At 67.0% G+C, this 24,523-nt stretch carries 23 protein-coding genes; 14 read left to right on the top strand and 9 right to left on the bottom strand.

Annotated elements, in window-relative coordinates; genetic code table 11:
* Positions 1-7: 7 nt before the first annotated feature.
* Genes LDL21_RS04440 through LDL21_RS04425 form a run of 4 tightly spaced genes read left to right on the top strand, consistent with a single transcriptional unit; the run spans position 8 to position 2,996 of the window.
* Complete coding sequence (locus LDL21_RS04440) at positions 8-763, top strand: glycosyltransferase family 2 protein (RefSeq protein ID WP_225278891.1); 756 nt, start codon at positions 8-10, stop codon at positions 761-763.
* The gene (locus LDL21_RS04435) at positions 760-2,286 is read left to right on the top strand and encodes a class I adenylate-forming enzyme family protein (protein WP_225278890.1); all 1,527 of its coding nucleotides are present in this window, start codon (positions 760-762) and stop codon (positions 2,284-2,286) included. The genes LDL21_RS04440 and LDL21_RS04435 overlap by 4 nt, the downstream gene beginning before the upstream one ends.
* Before the next feature lie 52 nt (positions 2,287-2,338).
* Positions 2,339-2,590, top strand: coding sequence for a type II toxin-antitoxin system Phd/YefM family antitoxin (locus LDL21_RS04430; RefSeq protein ID WP_225278889.1), 252 nt, complete (start codon positions 2,339-2,341; stop codon positions 2,588-2,590).
* Positions 2,583-2,996, top strand: coding sequence for a type II toxin-antitoxin system VapC family toxin (locus tag LDL21_RS04425; protein ID WP_225278888.1), 414 nt, complete (start codon positions 2,583-2,585; stop codon positions 2,994-2,996). Before LDL21_RS04430 ends, LDL21_RS04425 begins: the two co-directional genes overlap by 8 nt.
* Here LDL21_RS04425 and LDL21_RS04420 read toward each other — a convergent pair.
* Positions 2,964-4,271, bottom strand: a complete 1,308-nt coding sequence (locus LDL21_RS04420; RefSeq protein WP_225278887.1) for a phthiocerol/phthiodiolone dimycocerosyl transferase family protein — start codon at positions 4,269-4,271, stop codon at positions 2,964-2,966. The two genes, LDL21_RS04425 and LDL21_RS04420, sit on opposite strands and share 33 nt — an antisense overlap.
* 112 nt (positions 4,272-4,383) lie before the next feature.
* Here LDL21_RS04420 and LDL21_RS04415 point away from each other — a divergent pair, with 112 nt between their 5' ends.
* The 3 genes from LDL21_RS04415 (at position 4,384) to LDL21_RS04405 (ending at position 6,036) form a co-directional block, all read left to right on the top strand.
* Positions 4,384-4,662: a hypothetical protein gene (locus LDL21_RS04415; RefSeq protein WP_067491422.1), complete on the top strand. Its 279-nt coding sequence runs from the start codon at positions 4,384-4,386 to the stop codon at positions 4,660-4,662.
* Positions 4,659-4,982, top strand: a complete 324-nt coding sequence (locus LDL21_RS04410) for a hypothetical protein (protein WP_067637425.1) — start codon at positions 4,659-4,661, stop codon at positions 4,980-4,982. The genes LDL21_RS04415 and LDL21_RS04410 overlap by 4 nt, the downstream gene beginning before the upstream one ends.
* Positions 4,983-5,286: 304 nt before the next feature.
* Complete coding sequence (locus LDL21_RS04405; protein WP_225278886.1) at positions 5,287-6,036, top strand: peptidase inhibitor family I36 protein; 750 nt, start codon at positions 5,287-5,289, stop codon at positions 6,034-6,036.
* A 123-nt stretch (positions 6,037-6,159) separates the two neighbouring features.
* On the opposite strand, the gene secA is transcribed toward LDL21_RS04405, so the two are convergent.
* Positions 6,160-8,961: a preprotein translocase subunit SecA gene (gene secA / locus LDL21_RS04400; protein ID WP_181700285.1), complete on the bottom strand. Its 2,802-nt coding sequence runs from the start codon at positions 8,959-8,961 to the stop codon at positions 6,160-6,162.
* Positions 8,962-9,225: 264 nt separating this feature from the next.
* Between secA and LDL21_RS04395 the strand changes: the two genes are divergently transcribed.
* From LDL21_RS04395 to bluB, 6 genes are all read left to right on the top strand, one after another.
* A complete protein-coding gene (locus tag LDL21_RS04395) occupies positions 9,226-10,635 on the top strand; it encodes a WS/DGAT/MGAT family O-acyltransferase (RefSeq protein WP_181700283.1) in 1,410 nt (469 codons plus the stop codon).
* A 10-nt stretch (positions 10,636-10,645) separates the two neighbouring features.
* Positions 10,646-11,197: a DUF6912 family protein gene (locus tag LDL21_RS04390; protein WP_225279231.1), complete on the top strand. Its 552-nt coding sequence runs from the start codon at positions 10,646-10,648 to the stop codon at positions 11,195-11,197.
* Positions 11,198-11,411: 214 nt separating this feature from the next.
* Positions 11,412-12,542: a ferredoxin reductase gene (locus LDL21_RS04385; RefSeq protein WP_225278885.1), complete on the top strand. Its 1,131-nt coding sequence runs from the start codon at positions 11,412-11,414 to the stop codon at positions 12,540-12,542.
* Positions 12,543-12,703: 161 nt separating this feature from the next.
* Positions 12,704-14,038 carry a fatty acid desaturase family protein gene (locus tag LDL21_RS04380; protein ID WP_181700280.1) on the top strand — a complete coding sequence of 445 codons (1,335 nt, stop codon included), beginning with the start codon at positions 12,704-12,706 and terminating at the stop codon, positions 14,036-14,038.
* 94 nt (positions 14,039-14,132) lie between these two features.
* The gene (locus tag LDL21_RS04375; RefSeq protein ID WP_181700278.1) at positions 14,133-15,374 is read left to right on the top strand and encodes a fatty acid desaturase family protein; all 1,242 of its coding nucleotides are present in this window, start codon (positions 14,133-14,135) and stop codon (positions 15,372-15,374) included.
* Positions 15,375-15,397: 23 nt separating this feature from the next.
* Positions 15,398-16,033: a 5,6-dimethylbenzimidazole synthase gene (gene bluB / locus LDL21_RS04370; protein WP_181700276.1), complete on the top strand. Its 636-nt coding sequence runs from the start codon at positions 15,398-15,400 to the stop codon at positions 16,031-16,033.
* Positions 16,034-16,081: 48 nt separating this feature from the next.
* Here bluB and hpf read toward each other — a convergent pair whose 3' ends face one another.
* From hpf to LDL21_RS04340, 6 genes are all read right to left on the bottom strand, one after another.
* Positions 16,082-16,777, bottom strand: a complete 696-nt coding sequence (hpf, locus tag LDL21_RS04365) for a ribosome hibernation-promoting factor, HPF/YfiA family (protein ID WP_181700273.1) — start codon at positions 16,775-16,777, stop codon at positions 16,082-16,084.
* A 183-nt stretch (positions 16,778-16,960) separates the two neighbouring features.
* Complete coding sequence (locus LDL21_RS04360) at positions 16,961-17,605, bottom strand: ComF family protein (protein WP_181700271.1); 645 nt, start codon at positions 17,603-17,605, stop codon at positions 16,961-16,963.
* Positions 17,606-17,638: 33 nt separating this feature from the next.
* Positions 17,639-19,435: an MtrAB system accessory lipoprotein LpqB gene (lpqB, locus tag LDL21_RS04355; protein WP_225278884.1), complete on the bottom strand. Its 1,797-nt coding sequence runs from the start codon at positions 19,433-19,435 to the stop codon at positions 17,639-17,641.
* A complete protein-coding gene (gene mtrB / locus LDL21_RS04350) occupies positions 19,432-21,156 on the bottom strand; it encodes an MtrAB system histidine kinase MtrB (protein WP_181700266.1) in 1,725 nt (574 codons plus the stop codon). Before mtrB ends, lpqB begins: the two co-directional genes overlap by 4 nt.
* A gap of 22 nt (positions 21,157-21,178) precedes the next feature.
* Positions 21,179-21,856 carry an MtrAB system response regulator MtrA gene (gene mtrA, locus LDL21_RS04345; protein ID WP_067491393.1) on the bottom strand — a complete coding sequence of 226 codons (678 nt, stop codon included), beginning with the start codon at positions 21,854-21,856 and terminating at the stop codon, positions 21,179-21,181.
* Positions 21,857-21,933: 77 nt separating this feature from the next.
* Positions 21,934-22,581, bottom strand: coding sequence for a dTMP kinase (locus tag LDL21_RS04340; RefSeq protein ID WP_225278883.1), 648 nt, complete (start codon positions 22,579-22,581; stop codon positions 21,934-21,936).
* A gap of 119 nt (positions 22,582-22,700) precedes the next feature.
* Between LDL21_RS04340 and LDL21_RS04335 the strand changes: the two genes are divergently transcribed.
* Positions 22,701-22,958, top strand: coding sequence for a hypothetical protein (locus tag LDL21_RS04335; RefSeq protein ID WP_225278882.1), 258 nt, complete (start codon positions 22,701-22,703; stop codon positions 22,956-22,958).
* Between the two features lie 81 nt (positions 22,959-23,039).
* Here the strand turns inward: LDL21_RS04335 and ahcY are convergent, their stop codons facing one another.
* The gene (gene ahcY / locus LDL21_RS04330; protein ID WP_067491386.1) at positions 23,040-24,521 is read right to left on the bottom strand and encodes an adenosylhomocysteinase; all 1,482 of its coding nucleotides are present in this window, start codon (positions 24,519-24,521) and stop codon (positions 23,040-23,042) included.
* Positions 24,522-24,523 lie beyond the last annotated feature (2 nt).

The raw sequence follows: 24,523 nt of genomic DNA, 5'->3' as shown, positions 1-24,523 counted from the left end.
GGCGCCCGTGAAAAAGCCGCTGTGGGTGGTGATCCCCGCGTTCGACGAGGAACGCGGGATCGAGGCGACGCTGGAAGCTCTTGCCGCCCAACGCGATACCGATTTCACGGTGGTCGTCGTCGACAACAATTCCACCGATCGCACCGTCGAGGTGGTGCGTAAATACGCCGCGGCGAACCCCGTTCCGGTGATCGAGGTGATCGACGAGGCGCAGAAGGGCACCGGCGCGGCGGCCGACACCGGTATGCGGTACGCCATCGCACAGGGCGCGGAACTGCTGGCCCGCACCGACGCCGACTGCCTGCCCGCACCGGACTGGACGCAGCGGATCCGCGCCGGGTTCGACTCCGGTCTGCGCCTGGTGAGCGGGCAGCTGATACCCCGGACCGACGAGGGGGTGTCGTGGCGGGACCGCACGATCATCCGGGTCGCGCTCGAGGTGGCGTCGCTGTTCGGAAAGGTGCGTTCGGGCAATCGTGACCCGAGATATCTCGGGCCGTATGTGATGACACCGGGGTGCAATATGGCCATCACCGCCGAACTCTATTCGGCCGCAGGCGGATTCCCGCGTACCGCCATCGAGGACCTGCATGAGGACCGTGCCCTCGTGAACGCGGTGCGCACCATCACCACCGATTACGGGCTGCGCCGTGACGTGCGGGTATACGGGTCTAACCGGCGGGTGCGCGCGTGGGGAATTCGCAAGACGCTGGCCTGGTACGCCGATCACCGGTACCGGCCCGAGGTGGTCGACATCCGGTGAGCTCGTTGTTTCCCGATTTCCTCGACCGTCTCGCCACCCACGCCACCCGCATTCCGGACGCCTCCGCGCTCGGAACCGTCGGGAAGCGGGCGCTCACCTATCGAGAACTGGTCGACACGATCGGCCGGGTGGCACACAATCTGCGGATCGCGGGGTTACGGCCGGGTGATCGGATGCTGTTCTCGATCCGGCCATCGGTGAATTCGGTCGGCTTGATCTTCGGCACCATCGCCGCGGGCGGGACCATCGTGTTCGTGGATCCCGGCGTGGGGCCGGAGTTGTTCGCCAAGCGCATCGCTCTCGTCGAACCACGCTGGGCGGCAACAGAATCGCTGCTCTATGCGGTGAGTGGGCCGCTGGCCGGATTCGGGCGCAAGCGGGGGCTGACGTTGCCCCGGTTCAGCGAGCTCGAGGTTCGGCACCTGCACAGCGGGGTGTGGTTGCCCGGCACGCCCATGCGATCTCTTCCGCTGCGCCGCGTTTTCGGTGATGCGCCGGATTCGTCGCTGCCCCAGGGTGATCCGGAATCGGACGCACTGATCGTGTTCACCTCGGGCACCACCGACGAGCCGAAAGCCGTTGTGCATACGCGTGCTTCGCTCAGCGCAGGGCTGGCAGCGATGGGTGGGCAGACCAGCCTCGCGCCCGGTGCGTTCCTGCACACCGAACAGCTCATGATGGGCCTGCCCGCGCTGATGTCGGGTGCGCGCTGGGCCATGCCGAAGTATCCCCGCTTCGGCACCCACATCGATCCGGTGCGGTTCACCCGCAACCTGCGCAGCGCCACCCACGCCTTCTACACACCCGCCGACCTCGCCGTCGCCCTCGACGCGCTGGAGGCGGGCCGGATCGCCGTGCCGCAGTACCTGCGTCAGGTCGCGCTCGGCGGTGCGCCGGTGACGGCGGCCCTGCTGCGGCGCGCACAGAAGTCGCTGCCGGACACCGAATTCCTCGCCGTCTACGGCATGACCGAAATCCTGCCCGTGGCTGTCGCCACCGGCGCGGACAAGCTCGCCCACGACGGCGACCTGCTCGGCACGCCTGTTCGGGGCGTCCAGGCACGCATCGCCGACGACGGCGAACTCGTCTTGAGCGGCCCCAACCTGTGCCGCGGCTACCTCGGTTCCCCACCGCTGACCGAGATCGCGACCGGCGACCTCGCCCGCTTCGACGGCACCCGGCTGGTCCTCACCGGACGCAAGAAGGACATGATGATCCGGGGCAAGACCAACATCTATCCCGGACTCTACGAACCGGCGATCGCCGGCGTCGACGGGGTGCGCGAGGCCGTGCTGGTCGGGCTACCCGACGAGATCGGCGACGAACGCATCGTCCTCGCGATCGTCACCGAGCCCGGCGCGGGCGATGTGGTCGACCGTCTCCGCACGGCGCTACCGCAGCTCATCGACACTTCCGCCCTCCCGGACGACATCGTGGTCGTCGACCGCATCCCTGTCACAGGCCGGACAAGCAAGCCCGATCGGACCGCGCTGCGCGAAATGGTGCGGGCTCTCCTGCCATAACCGCATCCGTAGCATTCTGTACACGCCGTAGCAGCAGAGTACACTCGGCTTTATGAGGCAGATCCAGCAACGCGACCTACGCAACGACAGCGGGAAAGTTCTAGCCGCCGTCGAAGCCGGAGAAAGCTTCATCATCACGCGGAACGGCAATCCGGTGGCCAAACTCGAGCCATTGGTTCGCCGGACATTCGTGCCGGTGTCCGAACTCGCGCGCACCAGCGCGACCTTGCCTGCTGTCGGATACGAACAGTGGCGTGCCGACCTCGATGCGATGATCGATCCGGAAGTCCCCGGCCGTGAGTGAGGCTGCCGAACCTCTCAATATCCTGCTGGACACTTCGGTCCTCATCGATTACGCCGAGATCCACACCGAGCTTCCCAGTCAGGCCGAAGCCGCGATCAGCGCAGTCAGTCTCGCCGAACTCGCGGCCGGAGTCCACGCGGCGAAGGACCCGGTGCATCGAGCACAGCGACAACTCCAGTTCCACTGGGTAGTACGAACATTCGATCCCTTGGTATTCGACGCCGAGACAGCGCATGTTTACGGATCATTGGCTGTACTGGTCGAACAGCTCGGCCGCAAACCCCGCAGTCGCGTCGCAGACCTGCAGATCGCCGCGACCGCTGTCCAACATGCACTGCCGCTATACACACGGAACCCGGACGATTTCAAGGGCCTAGGTCCTCTGCTCAACGTTATTCCGGTCTGAGCAACCGGCTATGGCGATCATGGTGTCGGCCAGGGTTTCGATGGTTGTTTGGGGAAGCATGGTGTCGACGTAGCAGAAGGTGATCGACATGGTGTTGTCGAAGGTGGCGACGCCTACGGTGAGGGCGCTGGCGCAGGAGTTGGTTCCCGCCACCGTGACGTCGGTGATGTGCAGGGGCTCAGGGGTTTTCGGTGCGGTTACCAGGCCGAGGTTGCTGAGGGTGACGTTCCAGGGGGCGCGTCGGTCGATGAGTTCGATGGTGCGCCTGCCGGATTCGAGGGTGCGGGGGCAGCCGTAGCGGATGGCCGCCAATGAGCGGAGATCGGTGTGGCGGGCGATTCCCCTGTCCAGCTGCGCTTTTGCCGATCGCGCGGCGTCGGGCAGATCGGCACCGAAGGGGACGAAGGTGGGGACTACGGCGGTGAACATGCCTGGTTCGTCTTCGGCGGGAGTTGGGTTCAGGCGGGTGCGGATGTCGACGGGGATGCCGATGCCCACTGTGCCGGTTTCTTTCGGGGCATAGCCGCCGATCGCCTCGGCCAACGCTGCTGCCAACAGCGCGTTGACAGTGACACTTTCGCGTTGGCAGCGGGCTCGCAGAGCAGTGAGCTTCGCCCCTGCGAGCGTGCGCACGACCGTGCGGGTGCGGCGTATCGGCAGCGGCGGCGGACAGCCGGGCAGGCTTACCGCGCGCCGGGCGAAGGCAGTGAGCTGGGCGGACACATTCGTCCACAGGCAGCGCGACATTCGGGTCTGCGCGGGAGGGATGAGATCATCCGGCGCCGGAATCACCGGGCGGGCGGTGACCACGGGTTCGGCTCCGAAGGCATAGGCGAGCAGTCGCCAGACGAGCGCGACCATCGAACGCCCGTCGAGATAGACATGCGAGAACACCACGATCAGGTCGTGATGCTCGTCGTCGGTCCCCGGCCGGAAGGCCAGATCGACGATCCGACCCGGCGCGGTCGCCGAGTCGACCGGCGTAGCCAGCTGAGTGTCGAACACGGTACGCCAGTCATCGAGACCGGCGACGATGCGATGCAACACCGGCAGATGTGGGTCCGCCGACGCGACAAAACACGGCCCCTCCCCCACCACCGACCGCAACAACGGAAACTCTGCGACCAGCGCTTCGGCCGCGAATTCCAGCCGATACGCCCCGATCGGCCCCCGCACCCGAATCCGCACCACACAATTCGCGGGCGACAACTGATCCACCAGCCAGAACCACCGCTCCGACGCCGACAAGGGTCGCTCCACCGCTTGCCTGCGCACCGTCGCAGCCTCCCTCTTCGTCGGAAATCGGGTCACGGCGAGCCTAGCGAACCGCGGCCGGTTCGATACACAGCTCTTTCACAGTCCGTTACTACGTGCGTATTATGGACTTATGGGTTTCGAGTGGCCTGATTGGGCGATCGCTCACCTGATCGGCATCGAACCCAGCGAGGTTCGGCAGGTCCTCGCAGCGTCACGACGGTGGCCGCGCCCGGCCTTCGACGGCCAGGTGACCGTCTTGACGGTGTGGGGGCGCACCACGGCCGGGCGTCCGTTGATCGTGGTGACACGTCAGCGCGACGACTGGACGTGGGTGATCATCGGCGCACGGACGATGCGTGCCGAGGAGCTGGCGCAATTCGAGCAGTGGGAAAGTGGGAATCCATCATGAGCGATCAGGACTTTCCGTCCAGCCGAGAGGAACTCGCCGATTTCATGGACCGGCTGAGTTTCTCCGACGAGCCTGCCGACGCGCCGCCCCGACTGCCGGCCAACGAGGACATCATGGTGACCACCTCGATTCGGTTACCACTCGGCCTGCATTCCCGGCTCAAGGATCTGGCCGACGAACGGCGCGTCGGAGTATCGACGCTACTGCGCGAATGGGCCGAGGCCGCCGTCGCCGAAATCGACGACGAAGACCACATGATCTCCCTGGCCGAAGCCAAACGCGCCCTCTCCCGAGTCCACCCCATCCACCGCGCCAGCTGAGCGCCCGACTAGATCGGCGCAGTATTCGCGGCCGTCAGCACACGCACCGCGTAGATGATGCCCGGCGCGTTCGCCGGCCTCGAGCGGCTTGCTCAGGGGTGATGGTGCCCGCGCGAACGAAACGGCCGATGGCGGACAGAACCTCGACCGTCCAACGCCGAGTCCCGCTCGGAGCGTTCATCGCCCGCCGCCGTCATAGCCGAGAAGTTCGTTGTGCTGAGCAATCGAAACCACGCCCGAGCGCGGGATTCGTTGCGGACGGAACCGGCTGCGGGAGAGCAGCTTCCAGTTGCATTCTGACGCCGTGCGGACAGTGTTCACGGTGATACTCGCAGTGCTTGTCGGGTTCGGTGCGGTGGCATGTGACCACGAGAAGGCGACCGAGACGACACAGGATGTCGTGTGCGAGATGGTGGTGCCGGTCGTCGAGGTCATCGCGCTGAAACTGCGCGCGGGGGTGACGGTGACGGCGGCACTGGTCACGGCGGCCACCGGGATCGCGCTGAGCGCGGCCTGTGAGTATGTGATCGACCGGCTCGGCGCGGCGCCCGACGAAGAACACACCGTTGAGCTCGAAAGCGGAAACGGCAGCGAGACAACGACAGTCACTGCGAAGACATTCACCAGCGTCACCGAGGACTGGTGCAACAAGACCGGCGGCTGCACCGGCTTCGAGCGCTGCCCCACCTCGTATGTGTGCGTGTTCACCGGACACGAAGGCGCGGGCAAGATGTCGCTGTTCAAGATCGGCTCACCCGACCTGAGCGGCCAGCACATCGATGCCGCCGCCGTCTCGGTGTTCAATCGGACCGGCAAGACGGTCACCCTGTTCGACACCGCAGGCCACGAGGGCGACAGCTACACCATCGCCGTGTCGACCAAGGGGAATCTGCCCGAGGAATGGCAGGGCCGCGCCCGGTCGCTGACGGTGGGACCGGTGCCGACCACCACCTCGAAGACGACCACCACGACAACCGCACCGGTCCCGACGAGCACGACGCGCAAGCCGACCACCACGACGTCGACGGTGACAACCGCCGCCCCACCCTCCTGACAGAGTGCACTGCCTTTCTCACCTCGCAGCGAGAACAACGGTTTCGGGGCCGATGCGTTCGAGCACATACAACGAAGGCTCCCACGAATGATCGTGGGAGCCTTCGTTGATCAAGAGAACCGATCAGCGGCGACGCTTGCCCTTGGTTTCGGTGCGGGCGGCCTCGCGGCGTTCGCGGCGGGTGCCGGTGGTGGGGCGGCCGCCGTATTCCTGGGCGTCGGAGTGGGATTCGGCGCGGCCGTCCTCGGCGGGACCCGAGTAGTTCAGGCCGCGCGGGGTGGACTCGTCGATTCCCTTGGCGCGCAGGGCAGGCGGGGCCTGGGTCTGCGGAGCGGCGTCCTGGGGGCGGGGGGCGCCGACCGGGGAACGCAGGCCCTTGTCGATGGAGACGCCTTCGGGCTGGGGCTGCTGGACCTCGACCTGCAGGTTGAACAGGAAGCCGACCGACTCCTCCTTCAAGCCTTCCAGCATGGCCGCGAACATGTCGAAGCCTTCGCGCTGGTACTCGACCAGCGGGTCGCGCTGGGCCATCGCGCGCAGGCCGATGCCCTCCTTGAGGTAGTCCATCTCGTAGAGGTGCTCACGCCACTTGCGGTCCAGGACCGAGAGCAGGACCTGGCGTTCCAGGTTGCGCATGGCGCCCTCGCCCGCGAGGCCGTCGATTTCCTGTTCGCGCTTCTCGTAGGCGTTGTGCGCGTCTTCGAGCAGAGCCTCACGCAGTTCGTCGCGGGTGAGTTCGCCCGCCTCGCCCGCGGCGGTCTCGCCCGCCAGCTCCTTGTAATCCAGGCTCACCGGGTACAGCGTCTTCAACGCGGTCCACAGCTTCTCCAGATCCCAGTCCTCGACGTAACCCTCGGCGGTCGCGCCGTCGACGTAGGCGGTGATCACGTCGGTGATCATGTTCTGGACCTGACCCTCCATGTCCTCGCCACGCAGGATCCGGTTGCGCTCGCCGTAGATGACGGTGCGCTGCTGGTTCATCACCTCGTCGTACTTCAGAACGTTCTTGCGGATCTCGAAGTTCTGCTGCTCGACCTGGGTCTGGGCGCTCTTGATGGCCTTAGAGACCATCTTCGCCTCGATCGGCACGTCGTCGGGCAGGTTCAGGCGGTTCATGATCGCCTCGAGCGCGGCGCCGTTGAAGCGGCGCATCAGCTCGTCACCCAGCGACAGGTAGAACCGCGACTCGCCCGGGTCGCCCTGACGACCGGACCGACCACGCAACTGGTTGTCGATACGACGCGACTCGTGCCGCTCGGTGCCGAGCACGTACAGGCCACCGGCCTCGCGCACCGTCTCGGCGTCTTCCTCGGTCTGCTTCTTCACCTGCTCGAGCGCCGAATGCCAGGCGGCCTCGTACTCCTCGGGGGTGGTGACCGGGTCGAGGCCCTGCTTGCGCAGCAGGATGTCGGCGATGATGTCGGCGTTGCCGCCGAGCACGATGTCGGTACCACGACCGGCCATGTTGGTCGCCACGGTGACCGCGCCGGGTCGACCGGCCTCGGCGATGATCTGGGCTTCCTGCTCGTGGAACTTCGCGTTCAGAACGCTGTGTGCCACACCGCGTTTGGTGAACTGCTTGGACAGGTACTCCGAGCGCTCCACGCTGGTGGTGCCGATCAGGACCGGCTGGCCCTTCTCGTGCCGCTCCACCACGTCGTCGACGACGGCGTTGAACTTGGCCTCTTCCGACTTGTAGATCAGGTCGGCCTGGTCCTTGCGGACCATCGGCTTGTTCGTCGGGATGGGCACCACACCGAGGCCGTAGATCGAGTGCAACTCGGCGGCCTCGGTCTCGGCGGTACCGGTCATACCGGACAGCTTGTTGTAGAGGCGGAAGTAGTTCTGGAGGGTGATCGTGGCCAGGGTCTGGTTCTCCGGCTGAATCTCGACCTTCTCCTTGGCCTCGATCGCCTGGTGCATGCCCTCGTTGTAGCGGCGCCCGACCAGGATGCGGCCGGTGAACTCGTCGACGATGATGACCTCACCGTCGCGCACGATGTAGTCCTTGTCGCGCTGGTAGAGCTCCTTGGCCTTGATGGCGTTGTTCAGGTAGCTCACCAGCGGCGAGTTCGCGGCCTCGTAGAGGTTGTCGATACCGAGCTGGTCCTCGACGAACTCCACGCCCGCCTCGTGCACGCCGATGGTGCGCTTCTTGATGTCCACCTCGTAGTGGACGTCCTTCTTCAGCAGCGGCGCGATGCGCGCGAACTCGGCGTACCACTTGGAGGAGGCGTCGGCCGGGCCCGAGATGATGAGCGGGGTACGGGCCTCATCGATGAGGATGGAGTCGACCTCGTCGACCACGGCGAAGTTGTGCCCGCGCTGGACCAGGTCGTCCAGCGAGTGGGTCATGTTGTCGCGCAGGTAGTCGAAGCCGAACTCGTTGTTCGTGCCGTAGGTGATGTCGGCGGCGTAGGCCACGCGACGCTCGGCCGGGGTCATGCCGCCGAGGATCACGCCGACCTCGAAGCCGAGGAAGCGGTGCACACGACCCATCCACTCGGCGTCGCGCTTGGCGAGGTAGTCGTTGACCGTGACCACGTGCACGCCGTCGCCGGAGATGGCGTTCAGGTAGGCGGGCAGCACACAGGTCAGGGTCTTGCCCTCACCGGTCTTCATCTCCGAGATATTGCCCAGGTGCAGCGACGCGCCACCCATGATCTGCACCTTGTAGTGCTTCTGGTTCAGCACGCGCCACGAGGCCTCGCGGGCCACCGCGAACGCTTCGAGCAGCAGGTCGTCGAGGGTTTCGCCCGCGGCGTAGCGCTCACGGAACTCGTCGGTCTTGGCGCGCAGTTCCTCGTCGGTCAGCGCCTCGATCTCGTCGCCGTACGCGATGACCTCATCGGCGAGGTTCGACAGCCGCTTGACCATGCGGCCTTCACCAATCCGTAGCAACCTCGTCAGTGTCAGCGCAGGCACGGGTCTCGTCAGTCCTCTGGTCGGAGTCGGGTTCGGGCTAGTGAGCCACAGTGTTGTGGGCAATGGTAGTCCGCAGACCACCGTACCCGGCCGCACGTACCGGTGCCCGGTGTACCGGGTGCTCACATCCGCCCAGGTCACGGCATTCGGTGAGGCGCCTTGCCCGGCATCACGATTCACCTACTGTGCCGTAGGATGTAGCCGGTGCCCGATCTGCGCCTCCGAAGGCGCGCGAAGCGTGCAACGGAAGGAGCATCGGAGCGCGTGATCACGAGATTGACGCCGCAGGACGCGGCGTTCTACCGGCTCGAGTCGAGCAGTAATCCGATTCATATCGGCTCTCTCGCGATCCTCCAGAACTCCTCCGGCGACGGCTCCGGCCAGGTCCTCGACTACGAACAGCTAATCGAGCTGGTCGAATCCCGGCTGCCGCTGGTTCCCCGCTACCGCCGCAAAGTCCGCGAGATCCCGCTCGCGCTCGGGCGTCCGGTGTGGGTGGAGGACAGCCGCTTCGACATCAGCTATCACATCCGCCGCTCCGCGCTGCCCGCCCCCGGCACCGACGAACAGCTCTACGACCTGGTCGCCCGGCTCGCCTCCCGGCCGCTGGACCAGGGCAGACCGCTGTGGGAGATGTACCTGATCGAAGGGCTGTCCGACGGGCGAAGCGCGGTGTTCACCAAATCGCATTCGGCGCTCGTCGACGGCGACACCGCCCTCGAGATCGGGCACGTGATCCTCGACAACAACCCGCTGCCACGCGAACTGGCCGACGACGCCTGGCGCGCACCACGCGAACCGACCGATGTGGAACTGCTCGCCGGCGCGCTGTCGCAACTGGCCGCGCAACCACGCGAGGCCTACTCGGCGGTGCGCGACGCGGGCTCGAACGCGTTCGGCGTCGTACGCGGCGCCCGGATGGCGGTGCACGCCGCGGCCAATGCCGTCCGCGCGGCGACCTCGGGCGCACCCGACAGCCCGCTCAACGCCCGCACCTCGCGCAGCCGCCGCTTCGATGTGGTGCGCACAGACCTCGAGGACTACCGCAAGATCCGCAGGCATTTCGACTGCTCGATCAACGACACCGTGCTCGCGGTCGTCACCGGCGCCCTGCGCAATTGGCTGCTCTCACGCAACGAGGCACTCGTCGAATCGACGAATCTGCGTGCGGTGGTGCCGATGTCGGTGTACGTCGACGGCGACAACCAGCTGACACCGGCCAGCGAGGTGTCCTCGTTCCTCATCGATCTGCCGGTGGGCGAACCCAATCCGACGATGCGGCTCTCGCACATCTCGCACGCCACCGAGGCCGCAGGCAGGCAGCGCCGAGGGGTGCGGGCGCGCACCCTCGTGCACCTGGCAGGTTTCGCACCGGCCAGCCTGCACGCGATGAGTGTGCGCGCGGCCAGTACTTTCGCCGACAACACCTTCAACCTGGTGATCACCAACGCGCCGGGGCCCCAGAACGCGATGTACATCGGCGGTGCGCGCATGCTGGAGATGTATCCGGTGTCGCCGCTGCTGCGCAATCAGACCCTGAGCTTCGGGCTCACCTCGTACGACGGTCAGGTCTTCTACGGACTCAACGCCGACCGCGACGCCATGGCCGATCTCGACGTCCTCGCGGCGTCGGTGCACGAATCGATGGAGGAGTTGCTCGGTGCCTGTCTCTGAGAACGCCAAGATGCGCGTCTACATCCCGGCGACGATCCCGATGCTGCGGCAGCTGGTCGACGAGCGCGAACTGTTCCCGCTCGGCGCGACCGCGTTCGCGGTGACCCCCGCGCTGCGCGAGGCCTACGCCGCGGGCGACGACGACGAACTCGCCGAGGTGGCGATGTCGGAGGCCGCGCGCGCCTCGCTGCGGCTGATCGCCGCCGAACGCGAGGGACTCGACGACGCCGAAGACGACACCACCGCGCCGGACGAGGCCGCCAACCCGGGCAGCCCGACCTACCGGCGCTGCGTGATCGCCGCCGACGTCACCGGGGCGAAACTGCGCCCCGACCTCGACGACGCGGTGGTGAAACTGGCCGGGCCGATCACCTACGACCAGGTGGCCTCGGTGCATGTCGACCTGGCCGAAGCCGAACCCCAGGTGGCCAAGGCCGTCGACGTGATCGACGTCGCCGACATGGGCGACCCCGATGCCGAGTTCGTCCTCGGCGACGCCGAAGACCACCAGCTGGCCTGGTACGCCACCCAGGAACTGCCCTTCCTCCTCGACCTGCTGTGACATCGGCGGCTGGCGCCGCGGTTCTCGGCGCTTAACTCCGTCGCTTCCCTCCCTCCGGGCACTCCTTCGTCGCACCCTCCGGTCAGTCCAGCGACGGAGGCGCGCCGAGAACACCCAGTCCTTCGGCTGGCGCCAAACCTACGATGCCGTAACCTTGCTGCGAGTGAGCCACCGCGGGTGGCTCGGATGCACGACAGGGAGTAACGGCGAAGCAATGGTCCTGAACAAGTTCCGGGAATGGCTCGAGGCACCGGCGGCGCAGGTCGCCGATCGCGGCGGCAAGCTGAACGTGCTACGCGGCGCGGTCGCCCGGGTGACCACACCCCTGCTGCCCGACGACTACTTGCACCTGGCCAATCCGCTGTGGTCGGCGCGGGAACTGCGTGGGCGCATCGTCGACGTGCGCAAGGAGACCGCCGACTCGGCGACGCTGGTCATCAAGCCGGGCTGGGGTTTCGACTTCAAGTATCAGCCGGGTCAGTACATCGGCATCGGCATCCTCATCGACGGCCGCTGGAACTGGCGTTCCTACTCGCTGACCTGCCCGCCGGACTGGACCGGCGAGGGCGGCAAGCGGCTCATCTCCATCGCCGTGAAGGCCATGCCCGAGGGCAAACTGTCCAGCCACCTCGTCAACGGGGTCGCCGCGGGCACCATCGTCCGGCTCGCCGCACCGCAGGGCGGGTTCGTGCTGCCCCAGCCGGTACCCGACAAGGTGCTGTTCCTCACCGCGGGTAGTGGCATCACCCCGGTGATGTCGATGCTGCGCACCATGGACCGTCGCGACGGTGTGCACGACGTGGTGCATGTGCACTCGGCGCCGACCGACGCCGACGTGATGTTCGGCGCCGAACTGCGCGCCCTGCACGACAAGCACCCGAGCTTCGTCTCGCACCTGCAACTCACCGACGAACAGGGCCTGTTCGCGCTGTCGAGCCTCGACGAGCTCTACCCCGACTGGCGCGAGCGCGAGACGTGGGCGTGCGGGCCGGCGCCCATGCTCGACGCCATCGAAGCGCACTGGAAAGCGGCGGGCATCCCCGAGAAGCTGCACGTCGAGCGTTTCGAGGTGGAACGGTCCGCGGTCGGTGAGGGCGGCACGGTGACCTTCGGCACCACCGGACGCACCCTGACCGTCGACGGCGCGACGAGTCTGCTCGAGGCCGGCGAGTCGGTTGGCGTGCAGCTGCCGTTCGGCTGCCGGATGGGAATCTGCCAGACCTGCGTGGTCACGCTGTCGGCCGGACACGCCCGCGATCTGCGCAACGGTGACGAACGCCAGCCGGGCGACAAGGTTCAGACCTGTATCTCCGCCGCGGCGGGTGACTGCACACTCGACATCTGATCCCACCGTCACGCTTCGGTTACGGGTATCCTCGAATCATGCGCCGGTCATATGACTGATCGGCAGCGGCTGGTCTCGGCAGTGACGCCGTAGCGTCACCGCCGGGCCCCTCGTGTGTGGACCGAGCGTGCAGGCCGTCAACCGAACAAGAGAGGACCCCGGTGGCCATCACCGATATCCAGGCCTTCGCCCATCTGACGGCGGCCGACATCGAGACCCTGGGCAAAGAACTCGACTCGATCCGACGATCTGTCGAGACCTCGCGCGGTGAGCGCGACGCCAAATACATCCGCCGCACCATCGCCGCCCAGCGCGCCCTCGAAGTCGCGGGCCGCGCGGTGCTGTTCGGCAGCCGCAACCGCTGGGCATGGCTCGGTGGCACCGCGTTGCTTTCGGTCGCCAAGATCATCGAGAACATGGAGCTCGGGCACAACGTCAGCCACGGGCAGTGGGATTGGATGAACGATCCCGAAATCCACTCCACCTCCTGGGAGTGGGACCAGACGGGTCCGTCGGCGCAGTGGCGGCGCGCGCACAACTACTCCCATCACACCTACACCAACGTGCTCGGCAAGGACGAGGACCTCGGTTTCGGCATCCTGCGGATGACCCGTGACGAGGCGTGGGAACCCAAGCACCTCGTGCAGCCCGCCGCGAACCTGCTGCTGGCCGCCACCTTCGAGTGGGGCATCGCGCTGCACGACCTGGGGATCGAGAAGGAACTCGCGGGCGTACCGACCAAGCAGCTGATGTCGGAGCCGAACAAGGACTTCGCCCGCAAGGCGGGCCGCCAGGTGGTGAAGGACTTCGTGCTGTTCCCGGCGCTCACCGGTCCGGCCTGGAAGTCGACGCTCAAGGCCAACGCCACCGCCAACCTGGTGCGCAATCTGTGGGCCTACGCCGTGATCTTCTGCGGGCACTTCCCCGACGGCGCCGAGAAATTCACCATCGAACAGCTCGACGGGGAAACCCAGGGCGAGTGGTACCTGCGTCAGATGCTCGGTAGCGCCAACTTCAAGGCGGGCCCGGTCATGGCGTTCATGAGCGGCAACCTCTGCTACCAGATCGAGCATCACCTGTTCCCCGACCTGCCGAGCAACCGGTACCCGGAGGTCGCCGCGCAGGTGCGTCAGCTCTGCGACAAGTACGACCTCCCCTACACCACCGGTTCGCTCGGCAAGCAGTACCTGCTGGCCTTCCGCACCATCCACAAGCTCGCGCTGCCCGACCGGTTCCTCAAGCGCACCGCCGACGACGCGCCCGAGACGTCCTCGGAGCGCAAGTTCCACGGCATCTCGTTGCCGGAGGCGCTGCGCGTGGACCCGGAGACCGGCAAGCGCCTCGGCCTGCGTTCGGCGCTGCACGACGCGAAGGTGAGCCTCGAAGCGAAGGCGCGGCACGAGAAGGAAGTACTGCGCGAGGCCAAGGTGGCGCTGAAGAAGCGGGCGCGGCAGGAAGAGGCTGCCCTCCGGAAGAGGGCGCGCGGTCTCAGATAACATCTGTGTCTCGATCGCGCAATAGGACACATCCCACAATCCATCGCGGAAATCACCAACCTACGCTCTCGTAACCTACGGTACTGTAACCGCCATGGCGATCTCGGATGTCAAGGAATACGCGCACCTCACCGCCGCGGATGTCGAAGCTCTCGGTGCGGAGTTCGACGCGATCCGCCGCGAAATCGAATCTTCGCGAGGCGAAGCCGACGCCCGGTATATCCGCAACGTCATCCGGTTACAGCGAGCCCTGGAGATCAGCGGCCGCACTGTCCTGTTCGCCAGCTTCCTGCCCCCGGCCTGGCTGGCCGGCGTCGCCCTGCTCGGCACTGCCAAGATCATCGAGAACATGGAGATCGGGCACAACGTCATGCACGGGCAGTGGGACTGGATGAACGATCCGGAGATCCACTCCACGTCCTGGGAGTGGGACAACGCGGGCCCGTCGGCGCACTGGAAGATCACCCACAACTTCCTGCACCACAAGTACACCAACGTCCTCGGCATGGACGACGACATCGGCTACGGCCTGCTGCGCGTCACCCGCGACCAGCGCTGGATGCCGTTCTACCTGGGTAACCCGATCTACAACTTCCTGCTGCAGGCGCTGTTCGAGTACGGCGTCGCGATCCAGCACCTCGAGCTGGGCAAGGTGGCGAAGAAGAAGTGGGACAAGGATTCCCCGGAGTGGAAGCAGTTCGACGCCGACCGCAAGCTGGTGCTCAAGAAGATCGGTAAGCAGGCCGCCAAGGACTACGTGATCTTCCCGCTGCTCACCGGGCCGTCGTTCTTCTCCACCCTCACCGCCAACTTCGCCGCCAATGTGGTGCGCAATGTGTGGACCAACGCGGTGATCTTCTGCGGGCACTTCCCCGACGGCGCCGAGAAGTTCACCAAGGCCGACATCGAGAACGAGACCAAGGGCGAGTGGTACCTGCGCCAGATGCTCGGCAGCGCCAACATCAGCGGCGGCCCGGTCATGCACTTCATGACCGGCAACCTCAGCCACCAGATCGAACACCACCTGTTCCCCGACCTGCCGAGCAACCGCTACGCCACCATCGCGGTGCGGGTGCGCGAGCTGGCCGACAAGTACGACCTGCCCTACACCACCGGGTCCCTGCCGGTGCAGTACTTCAAGTCGTGGCGCACGATCCTCAAGCTTTCGCTGCCCAACAAGTACCTGCGCCACACCGCCGACGACGCTCCGGAAACCAAGTCCGAGCGCCTGTTCGAGGGCAAGGCCGTGCCGACGATCGACCCGGTGACCGGTCGCAGGCGCGGGTTGCGCACCGCGCTGGCCGCCGGACGAAGGATGGCGCGTAGGTCTTCCTGACCTCGCAATGCCACACTGCACCGGTGTGTGCTGAGCAACTGAGCGTCTACGACGCGATCCGTCTGCGTCGCGATGTGCGCGCCGAATTCACCGGCGAACTCGTCGACGACGACACGTTGTGGCGGATTCTGTCCGCCGCCCACCGGGCGCCGAGCGTCGGCAATTCCCAGCCCTGGGACTTCGTCGTGGTCCGCGAAGCGGCGACCTTGCGCCGCTTCGCCGAGCACGTGGCGGACAAACGCGTCGAGTTCCGTGACGCGCTGCCCGCCGACCGGGCCGCGACCTTCGACCCGATCAAGATCGAGGGAATCGTCGAGAGCGGCACCGGGATCGTGGTCACCCACGACGACCGGCGCGGCGGACCTCAGGTACTCGGCCGGGCCAGCGTCCCGGAGACCGGTGTGTATTCGACCGTGCTCGCCATCCAGAACCTGTGGCTGGCGGCGACCGCCGAACAGGTCGGTGTGGGCTGGGTGTCGTTCTACGAACCCGGGTTCCTGCGCGATCTGGTCGGCCTGCCCGAGGGCATCACGCCCATCGCCTGGCTGTGCGTCGGACCGGTACACGAGTTCCAGGAAGTGCCGGATCTCGAACGCTTCGGCTGGCGGGCCCGGCGGGCGCTCACCGACGCCGTGCATTACGAAAAGTTCGGCGGCTGAACGCGATCCGGGCACCCGCGCCTGCGGGTGCCCGGTGTTCCGGAAGGGTCAGACCAGCCGGATGAGACCGTAGTCGAAGGCGTGTCTGCGATAGACCACCGACGGCCGGTCGGTTTCCTTGTCGTGGAAGAGGAAGAAGTCGTGCCCGACCAGTTCCATCTGGTACAGGGCGTCGTCGACCGTCATCGGCGTAGCCGGATGGTCCTTCGTGCGCACGATGTGGCCGGGACCCTCGTCCTGGGTCTCCTCGTCGTGCTCGTGCGCTACGTGCCCGTTGGCCTGGGCGAACAGCGAGTCGTCGACCAGGGACGCGGTGGCCTGGGCTACCGAGACGGGCGTCTTGTCTCCGTAGTGGACCACGCGGCGCTTGTCCTTCGACCTGCGCAGCCTGCTCTCGATCTTCTGTGAAGCCGACTCGAACGCGGCGTAGAAGCTGTCGGCGCACGCCTCGGCACGCACGATCGGGCCACGCCCGCGTGCGGTGATCTCGACGCGCTGGCAGGCCTTGCGTTGACGACGGTTGCGCTCGTGGAACAGTTCCACATCGAAGAGGAAGATCGACGGATCGAAGCGCTCCAGCCGAGAGAGCTTCTCCGAGACATAGATTCGATAGTGGTCGGGTACTTCGACATTGCGACCGGAGACCACCACTTCCGAGTGGGGCGTCCGAGTCGAGTCGGTGGCACTGTCCTCCAGTGCCGAAGGGTCAGCATCGTGCACTGATGCCCGTGCAGAAGTCGTCACGCGAGTACCTCCCGGATATGGCCGCACACCAGAGCGAGTGCGGCGGGATTGAGCTGTGCCGATCGGGAATCGCTCGACACCAGAGTTCGCGGCGCCACCTCCCAGAAGCTGTGGTTCGGTGTGTGTTCGCGACGCTAGTCCGCCACGGACGAGTCCGCCACTGTTCACGCAAATTTCGCTGAGTCAAGCCGAACAGGTCACCAAAACAGCGCACGGATGTATGCCGATCCGGCTAAGAACACGTATCGATTCGGTGGCGGTGGTACCGGTGGTCAACACGTCGTCGACCAGTACTACCTCGGCATTCGCCGGAATTCGCGCCCGCGCGGTGGCCGGGGTCACGGCGATGATCTTGTGCGCGAGATTGTGCGCACGCTCGCGCGAGCCGAGCCCGACGGAGTCGCGGACACCGGGCCGCAGACGAAGCAGACCGACCGTCCGGCAATCGATCAGCCAACCGGCAGCGCAGGCCGCAGAACGGGCTACGGGATCGCCGCCGCGGCTGCGGGCTGCCGACGTCCGGGTGGGCGCCGGAATCAGCACCAGCGGGCGATCAGCGGACCGTAACCGTGCCAATGCCGCGGCGAGTGCGGCGCCGAGCGGGTCGGCCAGGTCGCGTCGGCCGTGCTCCTTGGCCGCCAGCACGGCGCGCTTGGCCGGACCGCGATAGGGGCGAAGCGCCCAGCACGGAACGCCGGGGTCGGTTCGTGGGCGTACCCGCACCGGACCCGTCGCCAACTCGGCCGCGCACGCACCACACCAGGGCGTGCCTGCCAGCGCACACCCACCGCAGCGGACCGGCAGCACGAGATCGAGCAGAGCCTTCATAGCCGGTGAGCATGACAGCGGGTACCGACAGATTCAGGTCGGCAGGACCGGGACCACGCCTTCGCCGGTGAGCCCGGGTACCTCGCGCCAGAAGCGGTCGGTTCGGGTGGGGTCGGCGGTCTGCAGTTGCAGCACCGCGCGGGAATCGGCGACGTACTGGGTCGACTGCGTCGCCGTGACCACCCGGACCGGCGGAGTCAGGTTCTGCGAGGTCACCGGCGAGAACTGGGAACCGTCGATGGACACGGTGAACACCGGGTCGACATTGCCTTCCCGGGCGACCATGAGGGTGTCGCCGGTGACCCAGCTCAGCGACACCGCGGGCGTGCTCAACCCGATCGCCACCGGCAGCGGGGAGGTGAGCGCGTACTTGCCGTCCGGCCTGCGTTCGATCACCGCCACATACACCTTGCCGTCGGCGATCAGCGCGGCCCGCACGCCGGTCCGCGAGACGACCACCTCGGTGATCGGCAGTCGCGGCGCACCCGTGCCCTCGAACAGCGCGGAAGTGTCCACGTCCTGCAGCGACACATTGCCGGTGGCGCGATCGGTGACCGCGCGCACCACGCGCTGCTCGTCCAGGACGGTCCACGCGGCGCCACCGTCCATGGTCCAGGACGGCCGGGCGATACTCGCCGCCTCGACCACACCGAACGCGCCCGCGCCGTAATTGCCGATCAGCAGGGTGCGGCCGGGTTCCGGTGCGGGCCTTCCGGTGTCGGCCACGGCGGCGACGAACTGGCCGTCCGACGAGATGCCGACCGACTGCAGGTTCGTCGCCTCCCCGAATGCCCCACTGGGCGCGACGATCCCGTCCGGTGTCACCTGGACGAGGGTGCCGTTGCGCAGCGCGTGCAGCCCGATCTTGTTCCCGCCGGGCGCCGCCGCGCTGAACTGGTCGACATCGGCGACCGACCACCCGCTCGCGAAGCGTTCGTCGAGCGGTTTGCCGTCGGCGAGCAACACATACGGGCCGAGGATGTCGGCGCGCGACAGCGTCGTCACCACCTGGGCGGCCAGCAGTTCGCGACCACGCTGGTCGAGCGTCCCGATCCCGCCGAAATCGATACGCACCCCACCGATCCCGACACCCACCTCACCGGGGTCGTTCTCCGCCTTGATGATCGGGCTGCGCACCGCGGTCGGCGGGGCGAGCAGGTTGCGGACCACCCCGGCGATGGCGGGCTGTGGGCCCCCGCTGAGCAGGCCGACGAGCCGCTCGGTGAGCTGACCGCGCGGCACCGAGATCCAGCGCGGGTCGGGCACGAGCAGCTGGGCGGAGCTGTCGAAGTAGTACAGGACGTAACGCTGGTAGGTGCTCGCGAACGACGCGGAATCCATCACGACCCCGTCGGGCAGGTCGGTGATGCGCCACTCGCCGTCGATCCTGCTCAGCTCGATCTTGTTCTCGAGCATGCCGTCGGTGGCGCGGTAGGCGCCGTCGCGGCCCAGCTCGCCGACCTTGCGCGCGCGCACCACGTACGTCGCCCGGTCGCCGGTGCGGGATTCACGCAGCGTGTCGGGCCGATCGACGATGGTGATGCTCGCCTCGTCGTTCCACTCCCCCGCCGTGTCGTCGCGCATGTACTGGCGGGCGGCGGCATGCCGGTTGGTCGGGTCGGCGCTGGCACCGAGGAAATCGCCGACGAGCAGGTCGGGATCGCGGCCGGGCTCCGGCGGCGGCGGACCCGCCGACGTGGGCTCGCGCTCGATGGTGCCGAGGGCCTGCGGCGCCGACGATTCGGGCAGGCTCGCGCACCCGGTGAGGACCAGCAGGCAGACGAGGGCGAGCAGCCCCACACCCTTGCGAACACCACCCGCGTTGCTCATGACTCTCGGTCTCCGGTCTCGGTCGCTGCGGCTTCCTCGTTGTCGTCGGCGGCGTCGTCGCGGCGGGTGTCGAGTACCTCGGGTTCCGGATCGGCCTCGGGTAACGCGGGCACCTTGCGCAGCATCGGTTCCAGCGCCAGCGGGCTCGGGCCGAGTTTGCGGCCGCGCACCATCGGCAGCAGCAACCGGAAGCTGGCGCCGACGCCCGGATCGCCCCAGGCTTCCAGTCGGCCCTCGTGCAGGTTGGCGTCCTCGACACTGATCGACAGGCCGAGACCGGTGCCGCCGGAGCGGCGCACCCGCGAGGGGTCCGAGCGCCAGAACCGATTGAACACCAGCTTCTCCTCGCCCGGTCGCAGACCGACACCCTGATCGCGCACGACCGTCGCCACGGCATTCGAGTCGGCGTCGCCGCGCATCCGGATCAGAACCGGTTTGCCCTCGGAGTGGTCGATCGCGTTGGCGAGCAGATTGCGCAGCACCCGCTCCACGCGGCGCGGATCGACCTCGGCGACCACCGGCTCCTCCGGCAGGTCGACGACCAGCTCGACCCCGGCGTCCTTGGCCAGGTGCCGCACGGTGGTGATCGCGGCCCGCGCGCACATCCGCACGTCGAGGGACTCCACCTGCAGTTCGGCCACACCGGCGTCGTGCCGCGAGATCTCCAGCAGGTCGTTGAGCAGGCCTTCGAACCGGTCGAGTTCGTTGACGAGCAGTTCCGAGCTGCGCGCGAGCGCCGGATCCAGGTCGTCGCTGGAACCGTGGATGAGGTCGGCGGCCATGCGAACCGTGGTGAGCGGGGTGCGCAACTCGTGGCTGACATCGGAGGTGAACCGGCGCTGCAGATTGCCGAATTCCTCGAGCTGGGTGATCTGGTTCGACAGGCTCTCGGCCATCTCGTTGAACGCCTGCGCCAGCCGCGCCATGTCGTCCTCGCCGCGCACCAGCATGCGTTCCTTCAGCCTGCCGTCGGCGAAGCGACCGGCGATGCGCGCGGCCGAACGGATCGGCAGCACCACCTGCCGGGTGACCAGCGCGGTGATCGCGGCGAGCAACACGAGCAGCACCACGCCACCGATGAGCATCGTGCCGCGCATGAGCGACAGGCTCGACTCCTCGCTGGCCAGCGGGAAGATCAGATAGATCTCGAGAGTCGCGATCTCGGCGCTCGGGCTGCCGATGATCAGCGCGCGGCCACGGTAGCCGTCCGGGTCGGCGACGGTGGTGAACTGGTAGGACACCTGGCTGCGCTGTACGAACCGGCGCAGTTCCTGTGGCACCTCGGAGATGAGATCGGTGGTGATCTCCTGCGGCGGGGTACCACCGACCATGGCCAGCGCGGAGTAGAAACTACCGGCAGCGCCCGTGGATTGTCCCGTGCCGCCCCGGCTGGACAGCGCACTGCGGGCGTCGGCCAGTTGCTGCTGGCGGCTGTTGGCGCCCTCGACACCGTTCAGCTCGTTCTCGATCGTGCTGCGGGCACGATCCATCTCCTCGACCGCCGCGTTGATCTTGGCTTCGAGGAGCCGGTCGGTGATCTGACCGGTCAGCACGACCCCGAGGATCGTGATCACGATGAGGGAGAGAGTCAGCGTGGAAACGATGACCCGCAATTGCAGCGAGCGACGCCACAGGTGACCCAGCGCGGTGCCGATGGTCTGGAACCAGTCGAGCACCGGGGTCGCCCACCGCCGCAGCCGCGCGATGAGCCCGTCGGTCACCGCGGCGCCTCACAGCGACCGATCACGGCGGTCCGGCCTTGTATCCGACGCCACGCACGGTGAGCACGATCTCCGGGTTCTCCGGATCCTTCTCGACCTTGGCGCGCAGCCGCTGCACGTGCACGTTCACCAGGCGGGTGTCGGCGGCGTGCCGGTAACCCCACACCTGTTCGAGCAGCACCTCACGGGTGAACACCTGACGCGGTTTGCGCGCGAGCGCCACCAGCAGGTCGAACTCCAGTGGGGTGAGCGAGATCTGCGTGCCACCGCGGGTCACCTTGTGCGCGGGCACGTCGATGACGATGTCGGCGATCGAGAGCAGCTCGGCCGGTTCGTCCTCGGTGCGGCGCAGGCGCGCACGCACGCGGGCGACGAGTTCCTTGGGCTTGAACGGCTTGACGATGTAATCGTCGGCACCGGACTCGAGGCCGAGGACCACATCGACGGTGTCGGTCTTGGCGGTGAGCATCACGATCGGAACGCCGGAATCGGCCCGCAGCACGCGGCATACGTCGATGCCGTTCATGCCGGGCAGCATCAGGTCCAGCAAAACCAGGTCGGGGCGGATCTCCCGCACCGCCGACAGGGCCTGCGTGCCGTCGCCGACCACGTGCGGGTCGAACCCTTCCCCGCGCAAGACGATGGTCAGCATCTCAGCGAGTGCCATATCGTCGTCGACGACCAGAATCTTGGGCTTCATAATCCTATGTTGTCATCTTCCAGGCCAGGATCGGGCCGCCACGCCATTAATGGTGTGAACCCGTCGCTTATCCAACCTTATCCGGCAAGAATTTCCGTGCACACAGTGAGGAGGGCAGGCCGGTCGTGTTCGGATCGGTATGTCCACCACCGGCCGAACCAATCGCGGTCGGCCAGTTCACGATAGACCTCGCCGGTGCGCTGCTGTAGACCGCTGTCCTTCTCGTAGGCGTCGAGGGCGCGTGCGGTGTCGAGTTCGCCACGGCGACGGGCACGTTCGGCGGCCACCTCGGTGCCGACGTCGATGAGGACGGTGAGGTCGGGCACCGGGAGCCCCAGCCTGCCGTACTCCAGATCGCCCACCCAGGCGACGATTTCGCCGTCGGCGTCCTGCACGGCGCGGGCCGCGGAATAGGCGGCGTTGGAGGCGACCCAGCGATCCAGGATCACGATGTCGTTGGCGTCCAACAGGTTCGACAGCTCCGCGCTCGCCTCGGCGCGGTCCAGGGCGAACATGATCGCCATCGCGTTGATCGAGCCGGCGAGGTCGCCGTGCGCCCCGCGCAATGCCTCGGCCGCGAGGTCGGCGTGTATCGATCGGCCGTATTGCGGAAAGGCGAGTCTGCCCGCGCGAAGTCCTTTCGCGGACAGTTCGTCGACGAGTCCGTCGATGAGCGTGCGTTTACCCGCCCCGTCGAGCCCTTCCACCGCGATCAACACACCCATGCCGTGAGATTACCGCGCCGCGCGCCACGCCCTTCGACACGAGCCGCTCCGGCGATTCCGGCCCGTTCCGAGATTGTGAGGTGTTTTCATTTCAGAGTCTGTTCTACCCAGGAGTCACCATGCGCTCACGCATCGCCCTGCACACCGCTGTCGCCGCCACCGCCCTCGGGCTAGCCCTCGCCGGCGCGGGTACCGCGTCGGCCGCCCCCGCCGACCCGATTCGCCACGGTCACCACAACCACCCCGGCCTGCTCTCCGGCTCCGCATCCGCGGGCTCCGCCGCCGCGGGTTCGGCCGCCCGCGGCTCGGCCGAACTGGCAGGCTGCCTCCTGCTGGAAGTCGTCGTACCCCTCCCCCTCTGCTTGCTGCTGAGCTGACCGTTCTGGTGCGGTCCGTAACTCACGCGGGCCGACGGTGGCCCGCCGACCGGAACGGTCGACGGGCCACCGGGTGTCGACTCAGTAGCGGTAGTGGTCGGGCTTGTACGGGCCTTCCACGTCCACGCCGATGTACTCGGCCTGGTCCTTGGTGAGCTTGGTCAGGGTGCCGCCGAGGGCCTCGACGTGGATCTTGGCGACCTTCTCGTCGAGGTGTTTGGGCAGGCGGTAGACCTCGTTGTCGTATTCCTCCGGCTTGGTCCACAGCTCGATCTGGGCGATGACCTGGTTGGAGAAGCTGTTGCTCATCACGAACGACGGGTGCCCGGTGGCGTTGCCCAGGTTGAGCAGGCGGCCCTCCGACAGCACGATGATCGACTTGCCCGACTCGAAGGTCCACTCGTCGACCTGCGGCTTGATGTTGATCCGGGTGGCGCCCGAACGCTCCAGCGCGGCCATATCGATCTCGTTGTCGAAGTGGCCGATGTTGCCGAGGATCGAGTGATCCTTCATCGCCTTCATATGGTCGAGGGTGATGATGTCCTTGTTGCCGGTGGAGGTGATGACGATGTCGGCGTCGCCGATCGCCTGCTCCACGGTGACCACGTCGTAGCCGTCCATCAGCGCCTGCAGGGCGTTGATCGGGTCGATCTCGGTGACCTGCACGCGTGCGCCCTGGCCGGCGAGGGACTCCGCACAGCCCTTGCCGACGTCGCCGTAACCGCAGATCAGCACCTTCTTGCCACCGATGAGCACATCGGTGCCACGGTTGATGCCGTCGATGAGCGAGTGGCGGGTGCCGTACTTGTTGTCGAACTTGGACTTGGTGACCGAGTCGTTGACGTTGATCGCCGGGAACACCAGCTCGCCGGCGGCGGCGAACTGGTACAGGCGCAGCACGCCGGTGGTGGTCTCCTCGGTGACGCCCTTGACCGAGTCGGCGATGACGCTCCACTTGGTCTTGTCGCGCTCGAGGCTCTCGCGCAGCAGGTTCAGGAACACCGTGTACTCGGCGGAGTGCTCCTCGTCGGCGGGCGGGACGACCCCGGCCTTCTCGAACTGCGCGCCGCGCAGCACGAGCATGGTGGCGTCACCACCGTCGTCGAGGATCATGTTGGCGGGCTCGCCCGGCCAGGTGAGCATCTGCTCGGCGGCCCACCAGTACTCCTCGAGGGTCTCGCCCTTCCACGCGAAGACCGGCACGCCCTTGGGCTCCTCGACGGTGCCGTGCGGCCCGACGACGACCGCCGCGGCGGCGTGGTCCTGGGTGGAGAAGATGTTGCACGACGCCCAGCGAACCTGCGCGCCGAGGTCGACAAGCGTTTCGATCAGGACAGCGGTCTGCACCGTCATGTGCAGGGAACCGGAGATACGGGCGCCCTTCAGCGGCTGCACGTCGTGGTATTCACGGCGCAGCGCCATCAGGCCCGGCATCTCGTGCTCGGCCAGGCGGATCTCTTTGCGGCCGAATTCGGCCTGCGACAGATCTGCCACCTTGTAATCGATGCCGTTGCGGACGTCAGCGGTGAGCTCGGTGCGCGGGGAGAGTTCTGAGGTCGTCACGC

The sequence above is a fragment of the Nocardia rosealba genome, from assembly GCF_020216065.1.
GTDB lineage: Bacteria > Actinomycetota > Actinomycetes > Mycobacteriales > Mycobacteriaceae > Nocardia > Nocardia rosealba.
This window is presented reverse-complemented; position numbering and strand designations above follow the sequence as displayed.

Excerpts from the sequence above, each read along its gene's own strand:
- LDL21_RS04430 (WP_225278889.1), top strand. The coding sequence starts at position 2,339 with ATGAGGCAGATCCAGCAACGCGACCTACGCAACGACAGCGGGAAAGTT.
- LDL21_RS04415 (WP_067491422.1), top strand. The coding sequence starts at position 4,384 with ATGGGTTTCGAGTGGCCTGATTGGGCGATCGCTCACCTGATCGGCATC.
- LDL21_RS04410 (WP_067637425.1), top strand. The coding sequence starts at position 4,659 with ATGAGCGATCAGGACTTTCCGTCCAGCCGAGAGGAACTCGCCGATTTC.
- LDL21_RS04390 (WP_225279231.1), top strand. The coding sequence starts at position 10,646 with ATGCGCGTCTACATCCCGGCGACGATCCCGATGCTGCGGCAGCTGGTC.
- LDL21_RS04385 (WP_225278885.1), top strand. The coding sequence starts at position 11,412 with ATGGTCCTGAACAAGTTCCGGGAATGGCTCGAGGCACCGGCGGCGCAG.
- LDL21_RS04375 (WP_181700278.1), top strand. The coding sequence starts at position 14,133 with ATGGCGATCTCGGATGTCAAGGAATACGCGCACCTCACCGCCGCGGAT.
- LDL21_RS04360 (WP_181700271.1), bottom strand. The coding sequence starts at position 17,605 with ATGAAGGCTCTGCTCGATCTCGTGCTGCCGGTCCGCTGCGGTGGGTGT.
- lpqB (WP_225278884.1), bottom strand. The coding sequence starts at position 19,435 with ATGAGCAACGCGGGTGGTGTTCGCAAGGGTGTGGGGCTGCTCGCCCTC.
- mtrA (WP_067491393.1), bottom strand. The coding sequence starts at position 21,856 with ATGAAGCCCAAGATTCTGGTCGTCGACGACGATATGGCACTCGCTGAG.
- LDL21_RS04340 (WP_225278883.1), bottom strand. The coding sequence starts at position 22,581 with ATGGGTGTGTTGATCGCGGTGGAAGGGCTCGACGGGGCGGGTAAACGC.
- LDL21_RS04335 (WP_225278882.1), top strand. The coding sequence starts at position 22,701 with ATGCGCTCACGCATCGCCCTGCACACCGCTGTCGCCGCCACCGCCCTC.